The sequence below is a fragment of the Desulfoluna sp. CLI2B genome (assembly GCF_056847375.1).
In genome coordinates, this window is the sequence record NZ_CP186557.1 from 3,620,857 (window position 1) to 3,640,644 (window position 19,788).

The window sequence follows — 19,788 nt, forward strand, 5'->3', positions numbered from 1 at the left end:
TGGAAAACAACGGAATGCTTGCGAAGCGATGTCAGTCCTGCTCCGGGACCGTCAGAGTCGCCACCACGGGAAGATGATCGGAGATATGGAGGGTATCTTCGGACCGGACCCGGGCCGATGTCACGGCAAGCTCTCTTGAGCACACCAGGTAATCCAGGGTCCGGTCGGGTGTGGAGACGCCGGGGTCGTTGGGAAAGTGGGTGTAGTGGGGAGACGCCCCTCCGGGGTCGGTGTCGTCAAGGCCGGGAACCACCGTGTACCGGCTGAACAGGGGCGTCATCTCCCCTTCCGGGTTGAACAGGGCCCGCTGCTCCTCGTCAAGGGTCTCGTACTGGCCCGGGGGAAGCAGGTTGAAGTCCCCCCCTGAGATGACGGAGGCACCCTGCCGCTCGAACACACGGATCACATGCTCCAGGGCACCAAGCTGGCGGGCAAGGAGGTCCGGCGTTACCGGAAAGGCCTCCAGGTGAAGATTGATCAGGGCCAGGCGCCCCCCGCCCGCAACGGGAAGTTCGGCGGTCAGCAGGCACCGCTGGAGGTTGAGGCGTTCGGTGAAAAAATTGCCCCCAGCCCCGGGCAAGGCGATGCGGACGGGGACCTCCAGGCGGTAGCGAGAAAAAATCACCAGCTTCATGCCCACAGCCCCCATGATCTTCGGGTGGGGTACAAAGCGGGCTTTCCAGTAAAAGGCCTCGGCTTTGAAAGGGTAACGGGTCTTTAACAGGCTCTCCAGCCTCGCGGCCTGGTCCTGTCCGTCGGTACGGGAAGCCCCGTGGTCCACCTCCTGGAGCAGGAGGATATCCGGGGATTCATCATCCACGACACGGGCCGCTTCGGCAAAGGTGGCGTCCATATCCTGTGGTGACGGACGTTTGTCCGGCCCGGAAAACCCGGGAAGATCATAGTAAAACACATAGTTCTTCCCGGCAAAATACTGCACGTTCCAGCTCATGACCTTAAGGCTCTGGCCGGGCGAAAGGGAAGGCCCCTCTCCGGCGGTGAGGCTGGCCGAGGCCACCGCCTCAAAACGCTCCCCGCCCCGATACACCCAGACAGCGGCCACGAGAAGCATCACGAGACTTCCGGCACACAGAATGCCAAGGCATTTCATCAGTCCGTACATCGCATCTCCCCCGTTCTCCATGGGCGTTGGGCACCCGGCCTTCCGGCATCGCCCGCAGGCCTGTGTTCTGGTTTTTCGTGCTCCCGCATATCATACCCCCCCAACGGAAAAAAAGACAGCGTCTCGTATTGACGCCTTGCGAAACAATGACGTCCCCATCGCCCCTGCGAATCGTAAAAGAGCACCCCCCGTCTCCCCCCGGCATGACATCCCCTTCCAGACGACTCAGCCCTTTCCTACCCAAACGGCCTCCCCGGAAAGCCTGCGCAAAAAAACGCTGATTACTCGACAAGTTAATTTTGACTCACTGACACCAAATGCCGCTTGACATCCTCTCTAACCGCGACTATAGACAATAGACAATTCTCGCATATGAGAAGTTGTACACGTCTTACATGCCTACTTCTTTTTTGTCTTAAAATCGCTCATTGATGGCATCACAAAAGGGCTCGCCAGCATTCCGGCCTGCCTGTGCACATGGCAGCGGTCATGAACCCCATGATTCATAAACCGCGACACCCGTCGGGGAGAATCGCACGGGGCGATACGAATCCACTGACCGCATACGTTCTCAAGCCCCGATCCATCACACCAAGGCGCTTTTCACGGGTCTTTTTTCATATAGCCGACCTCGTTGCCTGACAGGGCTCCCTTGCATGTAGCCCAGGAGGCGGAGCTATGCCCGGCCACAGCCGTCACATGGTCCAGCAGCCCCCCACTCCGTCCGAGCTCCCTACGCTTTCACTTCAGGAGGAATCCCATGGCAGTATTGACGTATCCAGGTGTTTACATGGAAGAGGTGTCCAGCGGTGTCAAGCCCATCGAAACAGCGGGCACCTCAACGGCGGCTTTTTTCGGCGTCGCCGAGCAGGGCCCCATCGGGTCCGTAAAAAAGATCTTTAACTTCACCGAATTCCAGGCCACCTACGGCGGCTTCATGAAGGGGTATTTCCTTGCCCACGCCGTCTACCAGTTCTTCAACAACGGAGGGAGCCAGTGCTATGTGGGCAGGGTGGCGGCAGGTGCCGATACAGCCGGAGTCACGGTCCAGGACCAGGGCACCACGGCCCAGGAGAGCCTCACCTTTTCCGCCGTCTCCCCGGGGGCCTGGGGAAACCGGCTCATGGTTGTCGTGGACAGCGACGCCTCCGACGATCCCCTCAATGCCTTCACCCTCGCCATCTACCGGGACAACGACATCCCGGACGGCCCGGCCGTACGGCTCGAAACCCACGAAGACCTCTCCATGAACCCGGCCTCGCCGCAATACGTGCAAACCGCGGTGAATGCCCGGTCCGGCGTGCTCCGGGTGGCCGTCAACGAGGCCAACAGCAACCAGATCCCGGGCTACAGCCAGGGCGGTGCCATTGCCGAAGGCACCCTGCTGGGGGAAAACCAGCGCCAGATCGGCATCAACATCCACAACGACGGGTACCGCACCGTGGACCTCACCGAAGCCCTGGAAGAAGCCGATCTCACCGACCTGCCCGCTGTTGCCGCGGCCATGCAGGCTGCCCTGCGGGCCCTGGTTCCCTTAAGGGACTCCACCCCGGCAGACGCCTACCAGGTAACGGTCTCCGTGGAACAGACCGACCGGATTCGCATCACCTCCGGCCACACCTCGGCGGACTCCCGGGTGGAGGTGGTCGACGGACCCGATCCCCTGACCAATGCCTCGGCTGCCCTCCGCCTCGGCACGCGCAACGGAGGCATCGAGGCGGAGGGGTCCTCGGCCATGCGCCCCAGGCCGGATACCCCCTACCTCCTGGGGGACGACACCGTGTCCGGTGCAGTCACCGCCATCCGTCCGGGCACCGACGGCACCCTCCCGCTGAACGACATCGACTACATCAAGGCCCTGAACTGGCTGGACACCGTCCTGGACGTCAGCCTCATCGCCATCCCGGGCATCGGCACACCGGCCGTGGCCGACGCGGGCATGGCCTACTGCCGGAACCGCCCGTTAAGCGACTGCTTTTACATCGCGGACATGAATATCGAGACCACCACCCTTGAAGGCGCCATGGCTTACAGGAACGCCATCAACACCCCCAACTCCTTTGGAGCCGTGTATTTCCCCTGGCTCAAAGCCCTGGACCCCACCGGGCTCAGCCCCGAACCCATCACCGTGCCCCCGTCCGGCTACGTGGCGGGCATCTACTCCCGTACAGACGCCAAACGGGGCGTCTGGAAAGCCCCGGCCGGAACCGAGGCCATGCTCAGCGGCGCCGTGGGCCTTGCCGCCGACCTCACGGATCCCCAGCAGGGCAACCTCAACAAGCACAAGAAGAGCGTCTGCGTCATCCGAAAGTTCCCGGGCTCCGGCATCGTCCTCTGGGGTGCCCGCACCCTGAGTTCCGATGCGGAGTATCGATACATCCCGGTTCGGCGCATGGCCATGATGCTCAGGGTAAGCATCTACAACGGCATCCAGTGGACCGTCTTCGAACCCAACGACGAGGAGCTCTGGTCCCAGATCCGCCTGAACATCAACTCCTTCATGATGACCCTCTTCCGCCAGGGTGCCTTCCAGGGCGCCACGCCGTCCAAGGCCTTCTTTGTCAAATGCGACGGCGAAACCACCACCCAGGCCGACATCGACCGGGGCGTGGTCAACGTACTGGTGGGCTTTGCCCCCCTCAAGCCCGCGGAGTTCGTGGTGGTCAAGCTCAGCCAGGCCGCAGGGCAACGATAGCTCAACCTCCGACACCTATTCCAACGGGAGATCCCCCATGGCACAGTTCACTGTAAACACCCACCGGTTTGACCCGTACCGCAACTTTAAATTCAAGGTAAAATGGGACGGAAAATACATCGCAGGCCTCAGCAAGTGCAGCCCCTTGAAAAAGACCACTGCGGTGACGGACTGGCGCGAGGGCGGCGACCCCAGCTCCGGCAGGAAGCTCCCCGGCAAGACATCCTACGAGAGCATCACCCTGGAGGCAGGCATCACCCACGACACCACCTTTGAGGAGTGGGCAAATCTCGTCAACAACTTCCAGGGGGACGCCTCCATGTCCCTGAAGAATTTCCGCAAGGACGTGGTCATAGACGTCTTCAACATGCAGGGCACCAAAGTGCTCTCCTACAAGGTGTATCGCTGCTGGGTCTCCGAGTACCAGGCCCTGCCCGAGCTTGACGCCGGGGCCGACGCCGTGATGATCCGCACCATCAAGCTGGAAAACGAAGGGTGGGAACGGGACACCTCCGTTGCCGAGCCTTCGGAAGCGTAACGCCCCATGGAAACCGTTGCCTGTGAGCTGCCCGGCGGCTATGTGGACGAAGACGGAAGCATCCACCGGGAGGTGATCCTGGGCCCCCTGACGGGCGACCAGGAAAAAGCCCTGGCACAACAGGACAATGCCTCGCCGGACGCCCGTGTCACAGGGATTCTCGCCGCCTGCATCCGGCGCATGGGCACCCTGGAAAAGATCACAGACGCACACACCCGCCGCCTCCTGGTGGGAGACCGGCAGTTTCTCCTCCTGAAGCTTCGGGAGATCACATTCGGCCCCCGGGTGCACGTCACCACCCGCTGCTCCCGCCCCGACTGCGGGGAACGCCTGGACATTGAGTTCACAACGGATACCGTCCCCGTAATCCGGGCCCCCCAGGCGCACCGCTACATGCCCCTGGAACTCCCGGCCGAAGCCGAAGATCCTCGCACCGTTACTTTCAGGTTGCCCAACGGCGAGGACCAGGAGCACCTCGCCCACCTGGCAGCGGAAAACGAGGTGCTGGCAGCCACCCTGCTCCTGACCCGCTGTATTCGTACCATGGGCCCCCACGGCAACGCCCCGGCCCGGGATGAGATCGACGCCCTATCCCAGCAGGCCAAAACCTGTATTGAAGAAGCCATGGACCGCTTTGCTCCCAAGGTGGTCACCACCATGGAGGCCTTCTGCCCCGAATGCCGACGGAACTTCTCCGTGGCCTTCGACCTCCAGGCCTTTGTGCTCAAAGAGATGGGCACCCGCCTCGACCTCCTCTTTCAGGAGGTGCACTACCTGGCCTACCACTACCACTGGAGCGAAAAAGAGATCCTCGGCATGACCCGCACAGACCGGCGAAGGTACATCGATATCCTGTCCGAGGCCGTGGAACGAGCCCGTCATGCAGTCTGATTCGCCCACCCGGGAAAGGCGCGCTTCTCAGGCTCCGACACCCCAGAAATCTGAGCCACCGGCCCACCGGATCCACGCCCTCCTCGGGTTGCCCGACCCCACGCTTCCCACAACCCAGGGCCGCCTTACTGCCCCCCCGGGTACCTTCAGGTACGAAGATGCCCTCCCGGGCCGTCAAGGGTCAGAGCCCGAGCCACCGGCCCCCCTGGAACACGTCGCCACGCATTTCCAGATTGCCCATTGAGACCCACGAAACCTTCGGGGCAAACCCTTCCTCCCACGGTGAAGAGAGCACCTCTCCCCGCCTTGGGGAGCGGATTGAGACGATAATCCCCTCAACCTTCCCGGAGCCATCCGCACCGGTGACGGGCATGGAGGCACCCAGGACACAAACCACTCGCCACCGGACGGCGACGCCCGAACAAAAAGAGGCCACACCGCAACCGGACGACGGAGCCTTCCATAACGAGCCCCTCCCGCACATGGACGCCACAGATGGCCTCGCCCCGTCAGCCCCAGGGCCAAGCCCATGTAATGAAGGGCCCGCCCCGCTCCACCGCACCGGGCCCGAGGCCGCCGACGCCTCCGTCACACTGAATCCCGGCCTGTCCCGTGGCCCCGGAGATGTCGCCCCCACAACAGAGGTCCCCACGGTGCCGGACAAAAAACTGGCCCCATCCACAACGCCCTGTGCGGACACACCCCCTGAGCTGCCGAGTCCCAAAAGAGACGCAGAAAAAAACCGGTTTCACGAACCAGCTTCGCTGCTTGCCTCTGCCCCCCCGGCAAAACAGCACACAGATACGGCGGGCACACCGGAAGGCCCTATCCGGCCACCGGTCCATGGGGCGTGCGGGGAACTTTCCCCTCCCCCTCACGCCCCGGTGCCCGCCACCCCCTCAGGAGAAGATGAAGCGCCCATGGATCGCCTGCGTCGGCTCTTCCCAGGCCTCACCGCCCCAGGGCCCCCGGCACCGGCGCCCCGGCAAGAGGCCTCCGTCACTCCGGCCCCAGAGACCCCGCAAGAGCCCCCCATGGAACCGCCACCCGTCACCCGCGTCATCATGGTACAGACGCCTGCGGCACCAAAGGGCCCCAACCGGGCAGCCACCTGGCAGCGAAGCCATGGGACGCGCCGGGCCCTGTTGAACATGATCCGATAACCCTGGAGGACCGTGAGTAAATCCACCGCCATAGGCATGGTCAGCGAGTCCCTGCGCAACCTGTTGCTCGGGGAGATGACCCTCACCCCGAAAGTCGGGGTCACCCTCCTTGCCCCGGACGAGCCCGGCAGCGACAGGCGCGTGAACCTCTTTCTCTACCGCGTGGAAGAGAGCCCGTCCCTTAAGAACCTGGACTGGCAACCCCGGGCCGACGACCCGGCCCGGCTTGTGCCGCCCCCGTTGTCCCTGCACCTTTTCTACCTCATGACGCCCAAGGCCCTCACCGATCCCCAGACCGGCAACGTCCATGCCCACAAAATCCTGGGGGAAGCCATGCGGGTCTTCCACGCCAACCCCGTGGTGCCCGCCCCTTACCTCAGCCAGGGCCTTGAAAGCGCCCGGGAGCAGATCACCATCCGGCAGGAGCCTGTGGACCTGGAGTCCATGGGCTCCATCTGGAGCACCTTTGCCCAACCCTACCGCCTTTCCGTGGCCTATGAGGTCTCGGTGGTACAGATCGACATGCCAGCTACCCGGGAGCGCCCCGTGGGCAAGCGCGTCCTTCGCGTGGGAGTCCCCGAAGTAAAGGCCCCCTTTCATCCCCCCGAGGTCACGGGCATCACCCCCGCGGCCGCGCCGGCAGGAACCGTGGTCACGGTCACCGGCAGGCACCTTACGGGCTGGAGGGCCTATGTCTCGGTCATGCGAAGGGCCATCGACTCCGGCACGCCTCTGGCCTCCGACGCCTTTCCGGTTACCATCCCGGCGGACCTGGCCCCCGGTTTCTACGAGATGCGCATCGACATCTCCCACCTCTGCCGGAAAACCCTCTTTTTCGAGGTGACGGCGTGATTATCCAAGGGGCCTCCCCCATATCAGGGACAGCATCATCACCCCGCCCGGAGGAAACGGGGTACGCCAGGAACGCAGACCACCTGGCAGATGAACGACAACGTGGGATTTTGACCGCGATGGGTCCTCACCCTGAGGCACGGCCATGAAGCCTTCAAAGATCCGGAAGATGCCCAGTCAAGCATGGGCCTTTACATCTCCGACACCCACGTGGACCGACTCCTCGCAGAAGAAAGCGTCCCTTCGGAGAGCGCCCCCGACCTCTCCGATCTATCGGGCCACCTGGAAAAGATGGGGCAGGAGATCGCCCGAAAGGTGTCGGCGAGCCTTGACCGGAACATCCCGCTGGCACTGCCCCTCCTTGCCGGGCTCTACGACCTCTCCCCCATCGAGATCCAGACGGTCATCATCTGCCTGGCCCCGGAGCTGGACCGAAAATACGACACCCTCTACGCCTACCTCCAGGACGACATCACCCGCAAGCGGCCCAGCATGGACCTGATCCTCTCCCTGCTCTGCCGCACCCCGGCCCAGAAATGGAGCTTAAGGGCCATCGTCTCCCGGGAGTCCCGTCTCCTGCAGCGGGGCATCCTGCAACCGGTGGAAGACCCCCACAGCCCCTCGGGCGCCAGCGACCTGGCCACCTTCCTCCGGGTCGACCGCCGCATCACCGGTTTTCTCCTGGGCCACAACGCACCGGATCCCCGCATCCACGCATTTGCCCGAGTCGAAGAGCAGGGAGACCCTATAGATCGCGTGCTGGTCCCGCCCCACGTCAAGGCCCGGGCCCTCCACCTCATGGGCAGGCAGGCGGGCACCCCATCTGTCCTCTACCTCCACGGCCCAAAGGGGGCCGAAAAGAGACACCTTGCCCGATCCGTCTGCCGGGAGCTGGGCTGCCCCATGCTCCGCGTCGATCTCTCCCTTGTGGCCCCAGCCACCCCGGAATCAGACCACCTCATGTGGCTGGCTTTTCGAGAAGGCCTCCTCACCGGGGCCCTTCTGCTTCTGGACAACATGCAGGCCCTCCTCTCCTCGGATGAGGCCCTGTCCTTTCTAAAAAAAATCGCCCAACGGATCACCGAATTCGCATCGCCTGTTTTTATGGCAGGGGAAGCCCCCTGGACCCGCGAAGCAGCCCTTGAAGGCCTCCCCTTTGCGTCCCTGGCCCTGCCCATCCCCCCCGTGCCCGTGCGGGAAACGGCCTGGCAGCGAGCCCTTGAAGAAATTACCCCTGAAAACCGAGGTCCGTGGGCCGCCCTTCTTGCCCGATGGTTCGCCCTGCCCCCCGGGCAGATCCGGGATGCCGCCCGGTTTGCCGAGATGCAGTCCCGCATGAACAGCCCGGAGGCCCCCCTGACCCTGCCCGACCTCTTTGCCGGATGCAGGCAGCAGTCCGGCGACAGGCTGGCGGCCCTCTCCGTCCATGTCAAACCAGGCTCGTCCTGGGATGACCTTGTCCTGCCCAAGGAAAAAACCGCGCTCCTCCACGAAATCTGCGCCCAGGTCAAACACAAGGAGCGTGTGTTCTCCGACTGGGGATTCGACACCAGGGTGCACAGCGGCAAAGGTCTGAGCGTCCTGTTCTCCGGCCCTCCGGGCACGGGAAAAACCATGGCCGCCCAGGTCATCGCCCGGGACCTTCAGCTCTCCCTGTACAAAATCGACCTCTCCGGCGTTGTGAGCAAATACATCGGAGAAACCGAAAAGAACCTGGCCACCATCTTCCGGGAAGCGGAAAAAAGCCACGCCATCCTCTTTTTTGACGAAGCCGATGCCATCTTCGGCAAACGCACGGAACTCAAAGACGCCCACGACAGATACGCCAACATCGAAACGAGCTACCTCCTCCAGAAAATGGAAGAGTACGAAGGGGTGGTGATCCTGGCCTCCAACTTCCGTTCCAACATGGACGAGGCCTTTACGCGCAGGCTGCGCTTTATCGTGGAGTTCCCCTTTCCCGATGCGGGCCTCAGGGAAAAAATCTGGCGAAACCATGTGCCGGAAAGCGCCCCCCTGGCCGAGTCCCTTGATTTTGAGAGCCTGGCCCGCAGGTTCGAGGTGTCCGGGGGCACCATCAAGAACATTGTCCTGAACAGCGCTTTTCTGGCAGCCGAAGCAGATGAAGCCATCGCCACACGCCACATCCTCCACGGCGTCAGGCGCGAGTTCGAAAAAATGGGCAAACTCTGGACCGATGAGGCCGAACAATGAGCGGCGGCTTTCCCAACACACCCAAAATCCTGCGCGGGGCCTTTGTGGAGTTTGGCTTAAGCATTCCTCCCCTTATCGTGCCCTTTCAGTTCAACCCCGTGGACCTGAAACGGAACCGAACCCTCACCTTCTCCGGCCCCGGAGCCGCGTCTCCCGTGACAGGAAACCCCGCAACCGGAGGGACCACCACAGCCGGTCCCTCCCTGAGGCAGTTCCACCAACAGGATACCTACTCGGACCTTTTGGAGCTTCAGCGGGACCAGAAGGTAACGGTCCAGGAAGAGACCATCCAGTTTGAGATGCGCCTGGACGCCACGGAAAAGATGAACGAGGGAGACCCCCTGGCCAGCCAGTTCGGGATCATGCCCCAGCTCTCCTCCCTGGAACTCATGCTCTACCCCAAAAAAGAGAGCTTCTTTGCCTCGGACCTGGGCTTCCGGTTCACACGGGGAGAAAATCCCCCCATGATCCTGTTTATCTGGGGACGAAAGCGGGTCCTGCCCGTCAACATCAACAGCATGAACATCACCGAGACCGAGTTCAGCACCGACCTCAACCCAATCCGGGCCACCCTCTCCGTCTCCCTCACCGTCATCGAGGGGCCCAACCCGGTCTTCACCTACACCAAGGCCATGAAAGAGGTGATGTCCGCCCTGAACCTGGCCAACATCGCCAGCATCACCGACGTGGTCATCCCGGGATAATCCATGTTTTTCAAGCATTCGAGATACAAAAATCAGGAGACAGAGGTGGTCCCGGACGCCAGGGGCCGAAAGCTCTCGTCCGTGTCCCTTCGCCTCACCCCGGTCACCACCGGCACCGTTCGCCACACCCTCACCGACGCAGACCGCCTGGACCATCTCTCCTGGACCTGCTACCGCACCCCGCAGCTCTGGTGGCACATCGCCGACGCCAACCCCGAGTTCCTCTCCCCCCTGGAACTCATGGGCGACGGCCCCTTTCGCACGGTGCGCATCCCCATGGGCTCTGGCAACGCAGCGCCCCCCCCCGGACGAAGCGACCTGCTCCGCAGGCTCACCGCCCTTCCCGGGGTTGAGGACGTGCTCATGGACGAAGCTAAAGATCCCCTGCCCACAGAAGCAGCAGACGCCCCGGAAGCTACCCTGATCATCTGCTACAACCGCCTCACCACGTGCCCGGAGGAGCTGGTCGCCGCCGTCACCGAGGCGGGCTGGATTGCGGGAACGGCCCAACCCGTGGAACGCACGGGCAAATCCATTGTCCTTGCGGACCTGTAAGGGGCCACCGCAACAGGTTCACCCATAAAGGGTCACAAAGCCGCCATGGAAAACGAGCACCTTGCCATAGAGATCCAAGGGGAAGAGGCCGACGACCTCTACCCCCACCTCGTCTCGGTGGAGGTGGATAAAAAGACCGGGCTAACCGACACCTTTGCCATGCAGCTGACCCTCTCCTGCGATCACCAGGGGACCTGGGAACTCCTGGAAGACGAAAGGCTCAGGCCCTGGAAATCAATCACCCTCCGGGCCGGGTTCGGCTCTGCCGACGACACCCTGTTAAGCGGCTATATCACCCACATGGCCCCCATCTTTGCCCCGGACCCAGCGGCCTGCGTTTTGGAGATCCGGGGCATGGACGCCTCGGTCCTCATGGACAGGGACGAAGCCCTCAAGGCCTGGCCCGATAAAAAGGACAGCGACATTGCCCGGGAAATTTTCGAAAGCCACGGATTTGGTGCAGACGTGGAGGAGACCGGGGTGGTCCATGGCGAGGCCGTCTCCACCATCATCCAGCGGGAGACCGACCTCCAGTTCCTCAGGCGTCTGGCCCTTCGTAACGGCTGTGACTGCTACATGGACGAAGGCACCGGCTGCTTTAAAAAGCCAACCCTCAACGCAGCACCCCAGCCTGTCCTTGCCGTCCACTTTGGTGACGAGACCACTGTCCGCAGCTTCTCCCTCTCGGTAAACGCCCTGGGCCCTGGCCGCGTCTCCATGGCCCAGGTAGACCGCCTGAACAAAAAGGTCCTTTCAACAACGATTGAATCCAACGACGTCCCGTCCCTGGGGCGCCTGGATGCCTCGGCCCTTGCCCCTTCCGGGATCCAGGCGGCCACCCTGCACCTGGACCGGAAGGTCACCACCGGCCAACCCGAAATGGACCTCTTCGCCCAAGCCATCCACCGCCGGGCCCACTGGTTCGTCACCGGCCACGGCGAAGTCATGGGAAACCACTACGGCCACGTGCTCAAACCACGCCAAACGGTCCCCATCAAAAGCATCGGCGAGACCTTCAGCGGCCTTTACGCCGTCACCCGCGTCACCCACACCTTCACCGACGACGGCTACACCCAGAGGTTCACGGCCACACGCAATGCCCTGGAACCCACAGGATCGGAGAGCTTTTCCGACGCCCCCTTCGGGTTGTAGCCAAGGAGGATCCGTGTCCCTTGAACAGATGATATCCGTGCTGTCGGACAAGATAGACCACCACCACTACGGCAAGTACCGGGGCCTGGTGGTGGACAATCGGGACCCCGAGGGGCTCGGACGTCTAAAAATCAGGGTTCCCAGCGTACTGGGCCCGGACACCGTCACAGGGTGGGCCACGGCCTGCGTGCCCTTTGGCGGGGACGCGAACCAGGGCCTGCTCTTTGTGCCGGAGGTGGGGGCCGGGGTCTGGGTGGAGTTTGAGGAAGGGAACCTGGAGTTTCCCATCTGGGTGGGCACCTACTGGAGCAAGCCCGGCGGGGAGAGCGAGGCTCCCAAACCCGTCGGCACCGACGGCGCCCAAGAAGGCGAGGTACAGGACCCGCCCACGGCCAAAATCATCAAGACCACCAAGGGCCATACCCTTCAGTTTGAAGACCGGGACGGCGACGAACGGGTCACCCTGGTGGAGGCCGGGCACAACCATGTCCTCACCATGGACGGCAATGGCATCGCCATCACCCACGGCACAGGAGGCCACAACATCACCCTGGCCGAGGGCGACATCAGCATCACCACTGCCTCCGGGGCAACAGTGACCCTCACCCGGTCCGGCGTGTCCGTGGACGCCGGAGCCGGAACCGTGGAAGTCAAGGGGAGCGCCGTAAGACTCGGCTCCGCATCGGCACCCGTGATCCGCATCGGAGACAGTGGCATCGGCAACCTGGGCGCCCCGGTGGTCATGGGCGTCACCGGCAACACCCAGGTGTTTGCTTGAAGTGCATCGTAGCGAGCCGGTTAAAAAGCAGGCCTCCGGCGGCGAGGTGAGCCACCTCGAAAGCATATTGCCATTGCGCTGTGCCCTTCGTTCCTCAGGGCAAAGCGCAATGGCCTTCGGCTCGGGCTACGCCCGACATAAACGTTGATGCTCTGTGCGGGCTGCCTCACAAGCTTCGACGTCACAGGATACGTTGTCGCGCCTCCGGTAACGCTGGTTGACTGGTGACAGGCCGAAACGGGCGCAGGCGGATTCCTCGGGGGAAATCATATGTGCCTTTGATGTCAATTGACCTGAATCTGTTTTTTTAAACCTGTTTGTTAAACTTTTTAAAAGTTTAGCCCCCGGCAGGGCCGCCGGAGGCTTGTTTAAACCAGGTCATTCACGTTTTTCTATGTTTTAAGGAGAGTGCCATGGGGCTCGGGCCCAACCATGAGATTGCCACAACCGAATTCATCAACGCCATGCGCGCCCGCCTGGAGCGGGAAGACGAGAGCCTGGGCAAGAACATGGACGAGCCCGCGGTCCGTGAAAACATGGGAGCCCTGGCCGAGGCGGTCTACCGCATTGTCACCGCCCACACCGACGCGGTTTCATCCTCCCAGGAGGATCCCCCGTTCTGGGAGTGGGTGGACCAGACCCACCGCTGGCTGCAGTCGCTGGCCCAGTGGCAGAAAGGGGTGGCTGAGGCCGTGGACCAATGGGCCGCAGAAACGCCTGCAAACCTTCAGCTCAAGGCCGACCTGACTGCCCTCCCCCAGCCCGGTGAGCTCCCGGCTCCCCCCACAGCCCTTAAAGGACGCCTCGCATGACCGCCCGCACCGCCTTTGGGTTTCCCTTTTCCGTCACCAAGGCCGGTGGCATCACCGCCACAGGGGGGGACGAAGCCATCCGGGGAAAGATCATCCAGGTCCTCTTTACGGCCCCCGGCGAGCGGGTTCGCCTGCCCGAATTCGGCTGCGGGCTCTTCAACCTCGTCTTCGAAGGCAACAACCCGGTGCTGGCCGCGGCCGTGGAGTTTACCATCGGCCACGCCCTCATGCGGTGGATGGGCGATGAGATCACCGTGGAGGGCGTCAACGTCTCCCACCAGGACGAAACCGTCACCATCGAGGTGGCCTACACCCAAAAGCAGGACCAGACCCGCCAGGCCGTGCGCGTTCATTTTAAATAGTAAAAAAACGAGTAACAATTCAGCCCTAAGCAGCCTCCGGCGGCCCTGCCGGGGGCCAAACTTTTAAAAAGTTTGACAAACAGGCATTACGAATGCCGTGGACCGGCCGACATCATGCAAAGGTTTTCGGGGCATTCGCGTGGGGTGTGGCATATGGCAATCGACTTTTCAGGAGAGACCCATTCCATTCTCCTGAAAGCCTGATGAAGGGCATTGGTGATTTGCTTGACTTTAAAAGGGAGAACTCCGGCGGATCGCTTTCAAAAAAAAACTTCGGGAAACGACATGGCAGAGATAAAGGTCACAGGACAACACCAGGTGGTGGATTACATGGCCCGGGACTACGACTCCCTTCTGCGGGCCATGCAGGAGCTTGTCTCGTCCAGGCTGCCCGAATGGCGGCCGGGTGAGTCCGAGGCGGATTTCGGCAACGTCCTTTTAGAGCTCTTTGCCCACATGGGGGACATCCTCAGCTACTACCAGGACCGGGTGGCCACCGAGAGTTTTCTCTCCACGGCCCGCACCCGCCGAAGCGTCATCGACCACCTGAAGCTCATCGGGTACAGCCTGGCAACGGCGTCCCCGGCCTCCTGCACCCTGGAGCTCTCCTTTCCGGCGAGCTGCCGGGCCGTCATCGCCATAGAAAAGGGCCACGCATTTACCACGGCCAGCGACAGCGGCACCCCGAGCGTCCGCTTCGAATACACCCGGGACACGCCCCTTGTCATCGACTGCGGCGCCCTGGCCGTGGACCCGTCCACCCAGCGGAAACACCTCCGACAAGACCCGGTCACCGGCACGGGCGGGGTCCCCGTGGAGGAGGGCAGGCTTGTGAAAGAGGAGCACCTGGGACTCTCCGACGGGGGACGGAACCAGCGATTCCCCCTGGGCCGCACCGGCCTGATCCTCCGTGCGACCGGGACCTCCGGCAAGCGACACCGGGACATCCTCGTCACCACCCGTCTGGGGGACGCCGTCACCGAATGGACTCTTCAGGAGAGCCTTGCCTTCAGCCGGAACAACCAGAAGGACTATGTCATCGAAATCGATGACCGGGACCGGGCCACCATTCTCTTTGGGGACGGGGCCTTCGGGGCCGTGCCCGAGAGCGGGGCCGAAATCACGGCAACCTACCGCGTTGGCGGCGGCATCATGGGCAACGTGCCCGCTGGAGGAATCCGGCATCTCCACGCTGCCCGGATCAACGTGGTCATCGTCATTCAAAATGAGGCAGCCACAGGCGGCGCGAACCGGGAGAGCATCGAGCATGCCGTTATGCACGCGCCTTCGGTCTTCCGCTCCCTGAAGCGGGCCGTCACCGAAGAGGATTACAAGGCCCTGGCCCTGAACCTCAAGGGAGTGGCCAAGGTCAAGGCCGTGGCCGACAGCTGGAACCGGGTCACCCTCCACGTGGCCCCGGAGGGCGGAGGCCGGGTAAGCGATGTGCTGGAAGAGAGCCTCCTGGCCTATTTCGAAGACAAGCGGCCCGTGACCACCCTGATTCGCATTGAAGATGTCACCTATGTCCCCGTCTGGATCTCTGCCGAGATCGGGATCCAAAGCCATTACCCCCGTGAAGAGGTCAGGGATAAAACCCTTGCCGCCGCAGGGGCGCTCCTGGCCCTGCCCCGGGTGGACTTCGGCCAGACCCTCTACCTCAGCAAGTTCTACGAGGCCATGGAGGCCGTGGAAGGGGTGGCCTTTGTGAGCATCGACGAGTTCCGCCGGGAGGATGAACCGCCCGGCACGGTGGCGCCCTCGGGCAAGCTCATCCTTGAAGACCACGAGATCCCCGTGGTACCTGACGGCAACGCCGACTACGCCCACGGCATGCGTCTCCGGGTGGACGGGAGCCGCTAATGCGCCTTGAAGACCTCCATGGCGAAGCCACCGCCGAGGGCAACGGCATCCGCCTCACCTGGACCAACCCGGATCCGTCCGGCCATGCCGGTGTCCGCATCGTGCGCCGTACCGGCACCTACCCTGTGGCCCCCGATGACGGGGAAGTGATCTTTGACGGCCCTGCCCCCGGTGCCCAACCCGAACAGGGCGGAAAACTCCGGCACGCATTTACCGACGCCCCCTTGAAGGGGGAGACTGTTCACTACTACAGCCTCTTTCCCTTTGGGGGCTCTCCGGCCCGATATGCCGAAGCCCCCGGCAACCGCTGCCACGCCATGGCCACCTCGCCCTTTGGCTCGGCCCAGATGATGTACGACCTCCTCCCGAGGATCACCCACCGCTACGATACCACCGTACCCGATGCCTCGGCAGGTGTGCCGACAGCCCTTAAAAATGCCGGGCAGCTTCGGCGCTTTCTGGAACTTCCGGGCAGCGTCCTCGACCAGCTCCACAGCCACGCCAGGGCCAGCCTGGACCTTCACAACCGGGACAGGATCGACGGCAACCTCTTGCCCCTGCTGGCCCGGTGGATCGGCTGGCAGCCCGACTACCGCCAGGAACTCGACACCCAGCGCAACGAGGTGAGGAGCGCCCCCCACCTCTACAAGACCGTGGGGCTGGTTCCCACGGTGGAAGCCACGGTGAAACGGCTCACCGGCTGGGAGAGCCGCACCAAAGAGTTTGTCCACAACATCTTTTTGTCCAACACCCCGGAACAGCTCATGCTCTGGTACACCGAGCGCGATGCCTCGGGCAGATGGCGGCAGGGGGAGGCCCCTTTTTCCGTAAACGCAGCCTTTGACGGCAGGCCCGTGTCCACCACGCATGAAGACCACGCCACCTGGGTTTTCTCCCATGTGATCAGGAAAAACCACTGCGATATCTGGGGAAAGCGCCACGACCCGGAAACAGGCTGGGGGGCGAGTCTCCCTTTAAGCAGCGGCTCCAGTTTAGACAGGGACCCTTCAACGGCGCGCCTGGGGGACACCCTGTGGCTCTTCTGGAGTTCCCTGGACACCCCTTCAGGCACATGGCGAATCTGCTTCCGCAGGCTTTGCAACGGCCGCTGGTCCGATGCCGAGGTGTTCATGGACACCCGCAGCCAGCGCAGGCACCCTGTGGCCGTGTCGGACGGCACCAGGCTCTGGCTCTTCTGGCAGGAGGAGCATCGCCAAAGGTGGCAGACCCGGTACACCCTTCACGACGGACATGCATGGAAACCGGGCCCCACCGCCGTTATGCCCGGTATGCCCGACACCCCGGCACCTCTGGCCCATCCCCCCACGGCCTGTTGCCTCCCCGGGGACACCGGCCCGCGTATAGGGCTTTTCTGGGCTGAGCGAGTGCACGGCCCGGGAGAGGCCCTAAAGCGATGGCGCGTCATGTACCGGTTCAAGGAAAGCATGGATCCCCATGACACCTCGGACTGGGGCCCTGTTCTCTGCAAGCCCTGCGCCCCGCACCGCACCGGGGAGTCCGACCCCGCCCCTTTGGTGGACGACACAGGGCGCCTCCACCTCTTTTTCAGCTCGGACCATGGGGGCGACCGCTCCGTCCGACAGGCAACATTCCATGGGGGCACCGGCAGCTGGGTGGAATCCGAAGGCCCCCCCGCCTCCCCTTATACGGAACGGTTTCCCTGCCCTCTGAACCTTTCAGGCACCCTGACGGTCCTGTACCGGGCCTGCAAGCCCCTGAACCACAGAAGTACCGTCTACAGGGCCACGGAAACCCGGGATCTGCGCTGCTGCGGCAGCGTGGCGGCCGTGGCCGGACACACGGCAAAAAACGCACGGCACGGCAGTTTCGAGGATTTTCAGACGTACACCTGCGACACCGGTACAAACGGCAGGATGGACGACACCACCTGGTACTCCCGGGAGACCCTGGGCATCTACCTCACCCCGGACCGGGAAGACCCCGAGCACATCCTGACAAACCGCAACCTCCTGGACGGGGTGATCCACCGGTTTCTCCCCATCCAGGCACGCCATGTCTTCATCATCGAACCGGCGGTGTACGCGGAACACATCTACACCTACGACGACCCCACGGCAGAAACGCCCCGTGTCATCGACGACGGCACCGAGGCCAGCCTGACCACGGTGAGCCGGGAGCACCTTCCGGGGGTCACGGATCACCATACCGACAGAATCCCCCAATGGCGCAGGCTGCGATCCTGGGGCCCTAAAGCCCCCGGTGGCGGAAGCGTCAAGACCTCGCCCCCGAAGGAAAACATCCACATCAGGACCTGGCACACCGGCCTCACAGGAGACGACGACCCATGGAACAATTAGGCGGTCAACTCAAGGGTATCTACCGCGATATTCTCAAGGACGGCCAGGGACGCGTCCTCTCGGACAGCGGCTGGTCCTCCAACACCATCGCCCGGCAGTGCCGGGTTCTCCTGGCCGGGTTCATGAAGGGCGATGCTTCGGGGGGCATCCACCATCTCGCCTTCGGCACGGGCCGGGCCTCATGGGACCAGGACGGTCCCCCGGCACCCGATCCGTCGGCAACGAACCTCATTGCCCCCTGTCCTCACCCCATGCCCCTGAACGCCCTGAACCTGATCTATCTGGACGAGGACAACAACGAGGTGGCCACACCCACCAGCCGGTTGCAGATCACCGCCATCCTGGAACCGGGGTACCCGGCCCCCGGGACTCCGGAGGGCACGTGCCCCCTGCGTGAGTTCGGCCTGTTCGGGACCTTTGACGGGACGTACTTCATGATCAACTCCATTCGGCACCCGGTCATCCACAAAGACGCATCAGCGACGCTGATTCGAAAGATCCGATTACACTTCTAACGAGGATGCGAGCATGGGCAATTTTTCACGAGACACCTTTGATCGGCTCAACCGTTACGTGGGGGTCCGCCTGCAGCAGGGGGTTCCCCTGGTGGACGCGGACTGGAACGAGCAGGAGGATATCCGCAAATACGAGCTCCAGGCCTTTCTCAAATGGTTCGCAGGCAACGGCGTTCCCCAGGGCAACGACGGCTTTGAAATCCTCTCGGCCTCGGGAAGGCAAAACGATTTTGTTATCCGGGGGGGCGACGGCACCGCAGAAGGCGCGGGCCGCTGCCTGGTGGAGGGCATGGACATCATCAACGTCTCCAACATGCGCTTTTCCCACCAGCCCCTGTTCAACGCCCCGTCCCTGGCAGATCAGTGGGGGGTCGACCCCGTCGCCCCCCTGACCACCCCCCGCAATACCCGCACCGACACGGTCTACCTGGACGTGTGGGAACGGGAAGTGGACAGCGACGAGGACGGCGCCCTGGTCAACCCCGCCATCGGCCTGGAGACCTGTGTGCGCCTGAAGCGCGAATGGGCGGTGCGCGTGGCCGAAGGGAGCATCTTTCCGCCCAACCCTGCCGCAGGCCACGCCTTCTACCCCATAGCCCGCCTCAACCGCCCGGCGGGCAGGGCCACCATCACCGGAGATCACATCGCAGACCTTCGGGCCACCGGGATTCGCCTGACAAACCTTTCCGAAGAGATCCGGGACGCCCGGGGCATCAAGGGCAACATCGGCAACCGCCTTGACGAGTCCCTCACCAAGGGAGGCCAGCTCCGGCACCATGTGGTGGGCAACGATCAGGTCCGGTCCGACGCGGCCATTGATGAGTCCAAAATCGCCTTTGCCGCAGGCGGCCACGACCACAGCGGCGAAGACAACGGCAAGCCCATCGGCACCGAAGGGCTTGCCAACGGTGCGGTCACCCGGAAAAAGCTGGGCATCGACCTGGTGAACAGCGGCAGTGTCATGGACCTGATGCCCGAGCAATCCGTCACCCAGCTGGTGGAAGCCAACGTGGACCCCCTTGTGGGCATCAAAAAACTCTACATGCAGTGCGTGGCCATCACCGATGTCACGGAGGCGGGCAAAGCCGAGGTGAGCAGCGAGTTCATCTACACCTCCCGGGAGGACCAGAATGCCTACGACGTCAACATCCGCTTCACCAACATCCGAAACGGGCCCAGCAACGAAAAGGTCGACCTCATGTGGTACGTCTACACCTTTGCGGAGGACTAACACC

Annotated in this window: 17 protein-coding genes; 16 read left to right on the forward strand and 1 reads right to left on the reverse strand. The window is 63.0% G+C overall.

Annotated features, from left to right (window positions below; translation table 11 throughout):
* Positions 1-31: 31 nt before the first annotated feature.
* Positions 32-1,123, reverse strand: a complete 1,092-nt coding sequence (locus tag ACOYW2_RS16985; protein ID WP_482767296.1) for an endonuclease/exonuclease/phosphatase family protein — start codon at positions 1,121-1,123, stop codon at positions 32-34.
* 760 nt (positions 1,124-1,883) lie between these two features.
* On the opposite strand from ACOYW2_RS16985, the gene ACOYW2_RS16990 reads away from it, so the two are divergent.
* The 16 genes from ACOYW2_RS16990 (at position 1,884) to ACOYW2_RS17065 (ending at position 19,784) form a co-directional block, all read left to right on the forward strand.
* The gene (locus tag ACOYW2_RS16990; protein ID WP_482767297.1) at positions 1,884-3,818 is read left to right on the forward strand and encodes a phage tail sheath subtilisin-like domain-containing protein; all 1,935 of its coding nucleotides are present in this window, start codon (positions 1,884-1,886) and stop codon (positions 3,816-3,818) included.
* A gap of 37 nt (positions 3,819-3,855) precedes the next feature.
* Entirely contained in the window at positions 3,856-4,356 is a 501-nt protein-coding gene (locus ACOYW2_RS16995) for a phage tail protein (RefSeq protein ID WP_482767298.1), read from the forward strand.
* Between the two features lie 6 nt (positions 4,357-4,362).
* Complete coding sequence (locus ACOYW2_RS17000) at positions 4,363-5,247, forward strand: T4 family baseplate hub assembly chaperone (protein ID WP_482767299.1); 885 nt, start codon at positions 4,363-4,365, stop codon at positions 5,245-5,247.
* Between the two features lie 920 nt (positions 5,248-6,167).
* Entirely contained in the window at positions 6,168-6,410 is a 243-nt protein-coding gene (locus ACOYW2_RS17005; RefSeq protein WP_482767300.1) for a hypothetical protein, read from the forward strand.
* A gap of 12 nt (positions 6,411-6,422) precedes the next feature.
* Complete coding sequence (locus ACOYW2_RS17010) at positions 6,423-7,262, forward strand: Pvc16 family protein (RefSeq protein WP_482767301.1); 840 nt, start codon at positions 6,423-6,425, stop codon at positions 7,260-7,262.
* A 183-nt stretch (positions 7,263-7,445) separates the two neighbouring features.
* Positions 7,446-9,476, forward strand: a complete 2,031-nt coding sequence (locus ACOYW2_RS17015) for an AAA family ATPase (RefSeq protein WP_482767302.1) — start codon at positions 7,446-7,448, stop codon at positions 9,474-9,476.
* Positions 9,473-10,180 carry a CIS tube protein gene (locus tag ACOYW2_RS17020; protein WP_482767303.1) on the forward strand — a complete coding sequence of 236 codons (708 nt, stop codon included), beginning with the start codon at positions 9,473-9,475 and terminating at the stop codon, positions 10,178-10,180. The genes ACOYW2_RS17015 and ACOYW2_RS17020 overlap by 4 nt, the downstream gene beginning before the upstream one ends.
* Positions 10,181-10,183: 3 nt before the next feature.
* Positions 10,184-10,735, forward strand: a complete 552-nt coding sequence (locus ACOYW2_RS17025) for a hypothetical protein (RefSeq protein WP_482767304.1) — start codon at positions 10,184-10,186, stop codon at positions 10,733-10,735.
* A gap of 45 nt (positions 10,736-10,780) precedes the next feature.
* Positions 10,781-11,887: a phage late control D family protein gene (locus ACOYW2_RS17030; RefSeq protein ID WP_482767305.1), complete on the forward strand. Its 1,107-nt coding sequence runs from the start codon at positions 10,781-10,783 to the stop codon at positions 11,885-11,887.
* A gap of 13 nt (positions 11,888-11,900) precedes the next feature.
* Positions 11,901-12,665 (forward strand): phage baseplate assembly protein V, encoded by a 765-nt coding sequence (locus tag ACOYW2_RS17035; protein WP_482767306.1) that lies wholly within the window; start codon positions 11,901-11,903, stop codon positions 12,663-12,665.
* Positions 12,666-13,078: 413 nt separating this feature from the next.
* Positions 13,079-13,477, forward strand: coding sequence for a hypothetical protein (locus ACOYW2_RS17040; protein ID WP_482767307.1), 399 nt, complete (start codon positions 13,079-13,081; stop codon positions 13,475-13,477).
* Complete coding sequence (locus ACOYW2_RS17045) at positions 13,474-13,839, forward strand: GPW/gp25 family protein (protein WP_482767308.1); 366 nt, start codon at positions 13,474-13,476, stop codon at positions 13,837-13,839. The genes ACOYW2_RS17040 and ACOYW2_RS17045 overlap by 4 nt, the downstream gene beginning before the upstream one ends.
* A 285-nt stretch (positions 13,840-14,124) precedes the next feature.
* Complete coding sequence (locus tag ACOYW2_RS17050) at positions 14,125-15,699, forward strand: baseplate J/gp47 family protein (protein WP_482767309.1); 1,575 nt, start codon at positions 14,125-14,127, stop codon at positions 15,697-15,699.
* Entirely contained in the window at positions 15,699-18,038 is a 2,340-nt protein-coding gene (locus tag ACOYW2_RS17055; protein ID WP_482767310.1) for a hypothetical protein, read from the forward strand. The genes ACOYW2_RS17050 and ACOYW2_RS17055 overlap by 1 nt, the downstream gene beginning before the upstream one ends.
* A complete protein-coding gene (locus ACOYW2_RS17060) occupies positions 18,026-18,553 on the forward strand; it encodes a hypothetical protein (protein WP_482767311.1) in 528 nt (175 codons plus the stop codon). Before ACOYW2_RS17055 ends, ACOYW2_RS17060 begins: the two co-directional genes overlap by 13 nt.
* 13 nt (positions 18,554-18,566) lie before the next feature.
* On the forward strand, positions 18,567-19,784 hold the full coding sequence (locus tag ACOYW2_RS17065; RefSeq protein WP_482767312.1) for a DUF6519 domain-containing protein: 1,218 nt from the start codon (positions 18,567-18,569) through the stop codon (positions 19,782-19,784).
* Positions 19,785-19,788 lie beyond the last annotated feature (4 nt).

What these genes read in the sequence shown, in the direction of transcription:
- ACOYW2_RS17000 (WP_482767299.1), top strand. Translation starts at nt 4,363, where the DNA reads ATGGAAACCGTTGCCTGTGAGCTGCCCGGCGGCTATGTGGACGAAGAC.
- ACOYW2_RS17005 (WP_482767300.1), top strand. Translation starts at nt 6,168, where the DNA reads ATGGATCGCCTGCGTCGGCTCTTCCCAGGCCTCACCGCCCCAGGGCCC.
- ACOYW2_RS17030 (WP_482767305.1), top strand. Translation starts at nt 10,781, where the DNA reads ATGGAAAACGAGCACCTTGCCATAGAGATCCAAGGGGAAGAGGCCGAC.
- ACOYW2_RS17020 (WP_482767303.1), top strand. Translation starts at nt 9,473, where the DNA reads ATGAGCGGCGGCTTTCCCAACACACCCAAAATCCTGCGCGGGGCCTTT.
- ACOYW2_RS17060 (WP_482767311.1), top strand. Translation starts at nt 18,026, where the DNA reads ATGGAACAATTAGGCGGTCAACTCAAGGGTATCTACCGCGATATTCTC.
- ACOYW2_RS17055 (WP_482767310.1), top strand. Translation starts at nt 15,699, where the DNA reads ATGCGCCTTGAAGACCTCCATGGCGAAGCCACCGCCGAGGGCAACGGC.
- ACOYW2_RS17065 (WP_482767312.1), top strand. Translation starts at nt 18,567, where the DNA reads ATGGGCAATTTTTCACGAGACACCTTTGATCGGCTCAACCGTTACGTG.
- ACOYW2_RS17015 (WP_482767302.1), top strand. Translation starts at nt 7,446, where the DNA reads ATGGGCCTTTACATCTCCGACACCCACGTGGACCGACTCCTCGCAGAA.
- ACOYW2_RS16990 (WP_482767297.1), top strand. Translation starts at nt 1,884, where the DNA reads ATGGCAGTATTGACGTATCCAGGTGTTTACATGGAAGAGGTGTCCAGC.
- ACOYW2_RS16995 (WP_482767298.1), top strand. Translation starts at nt 3,856, where the DNA reads ATGGCACAGTTCACTGTAAACACCCACCGGTTTGACCCGTACCGCAAC.
- ACOYW2_RS17040 (WP_482767307.1), top strand. Translation starts at nt 13,079, where the DNA reads ATGGGGCTCGGGCCCAACCATGAGATTGCCACAACCGAATTCATCAAC.
- ACOYW2_RS16985 (WP_482767296.1), bottom strand. Translation starts at nt 1,123, where the DNA reads ATGTACGGACTGATGAAATGCCTTGGCATTCTGTGTGCCGGAAGTCTC.
- ACOYW2_RS17025 (WP_482767304.1), top strand. Translation starts at nt 10,184, where the DNA reads ATGTTTTTCAAGCATTCGAGATACAAAAATCAGGAGACAGAGGTGGTC.
- ACOYW2_RS17045 (WP_482767308.1), top strand. Translation starts at nt 13,474, where the DNA reads ATGACCGCCCGCACCGCCTTTGGGTTTCCCTTTTCCGTCACCAAGGCC.
- ACOYW2_RS17050 (WP_482767309.1), top strand. Translation starts at nt 14,125, where the DNA reads ATGGCAGAGATAAAGGTCACAGGACAACACCAGGTGGTGGATTACATG.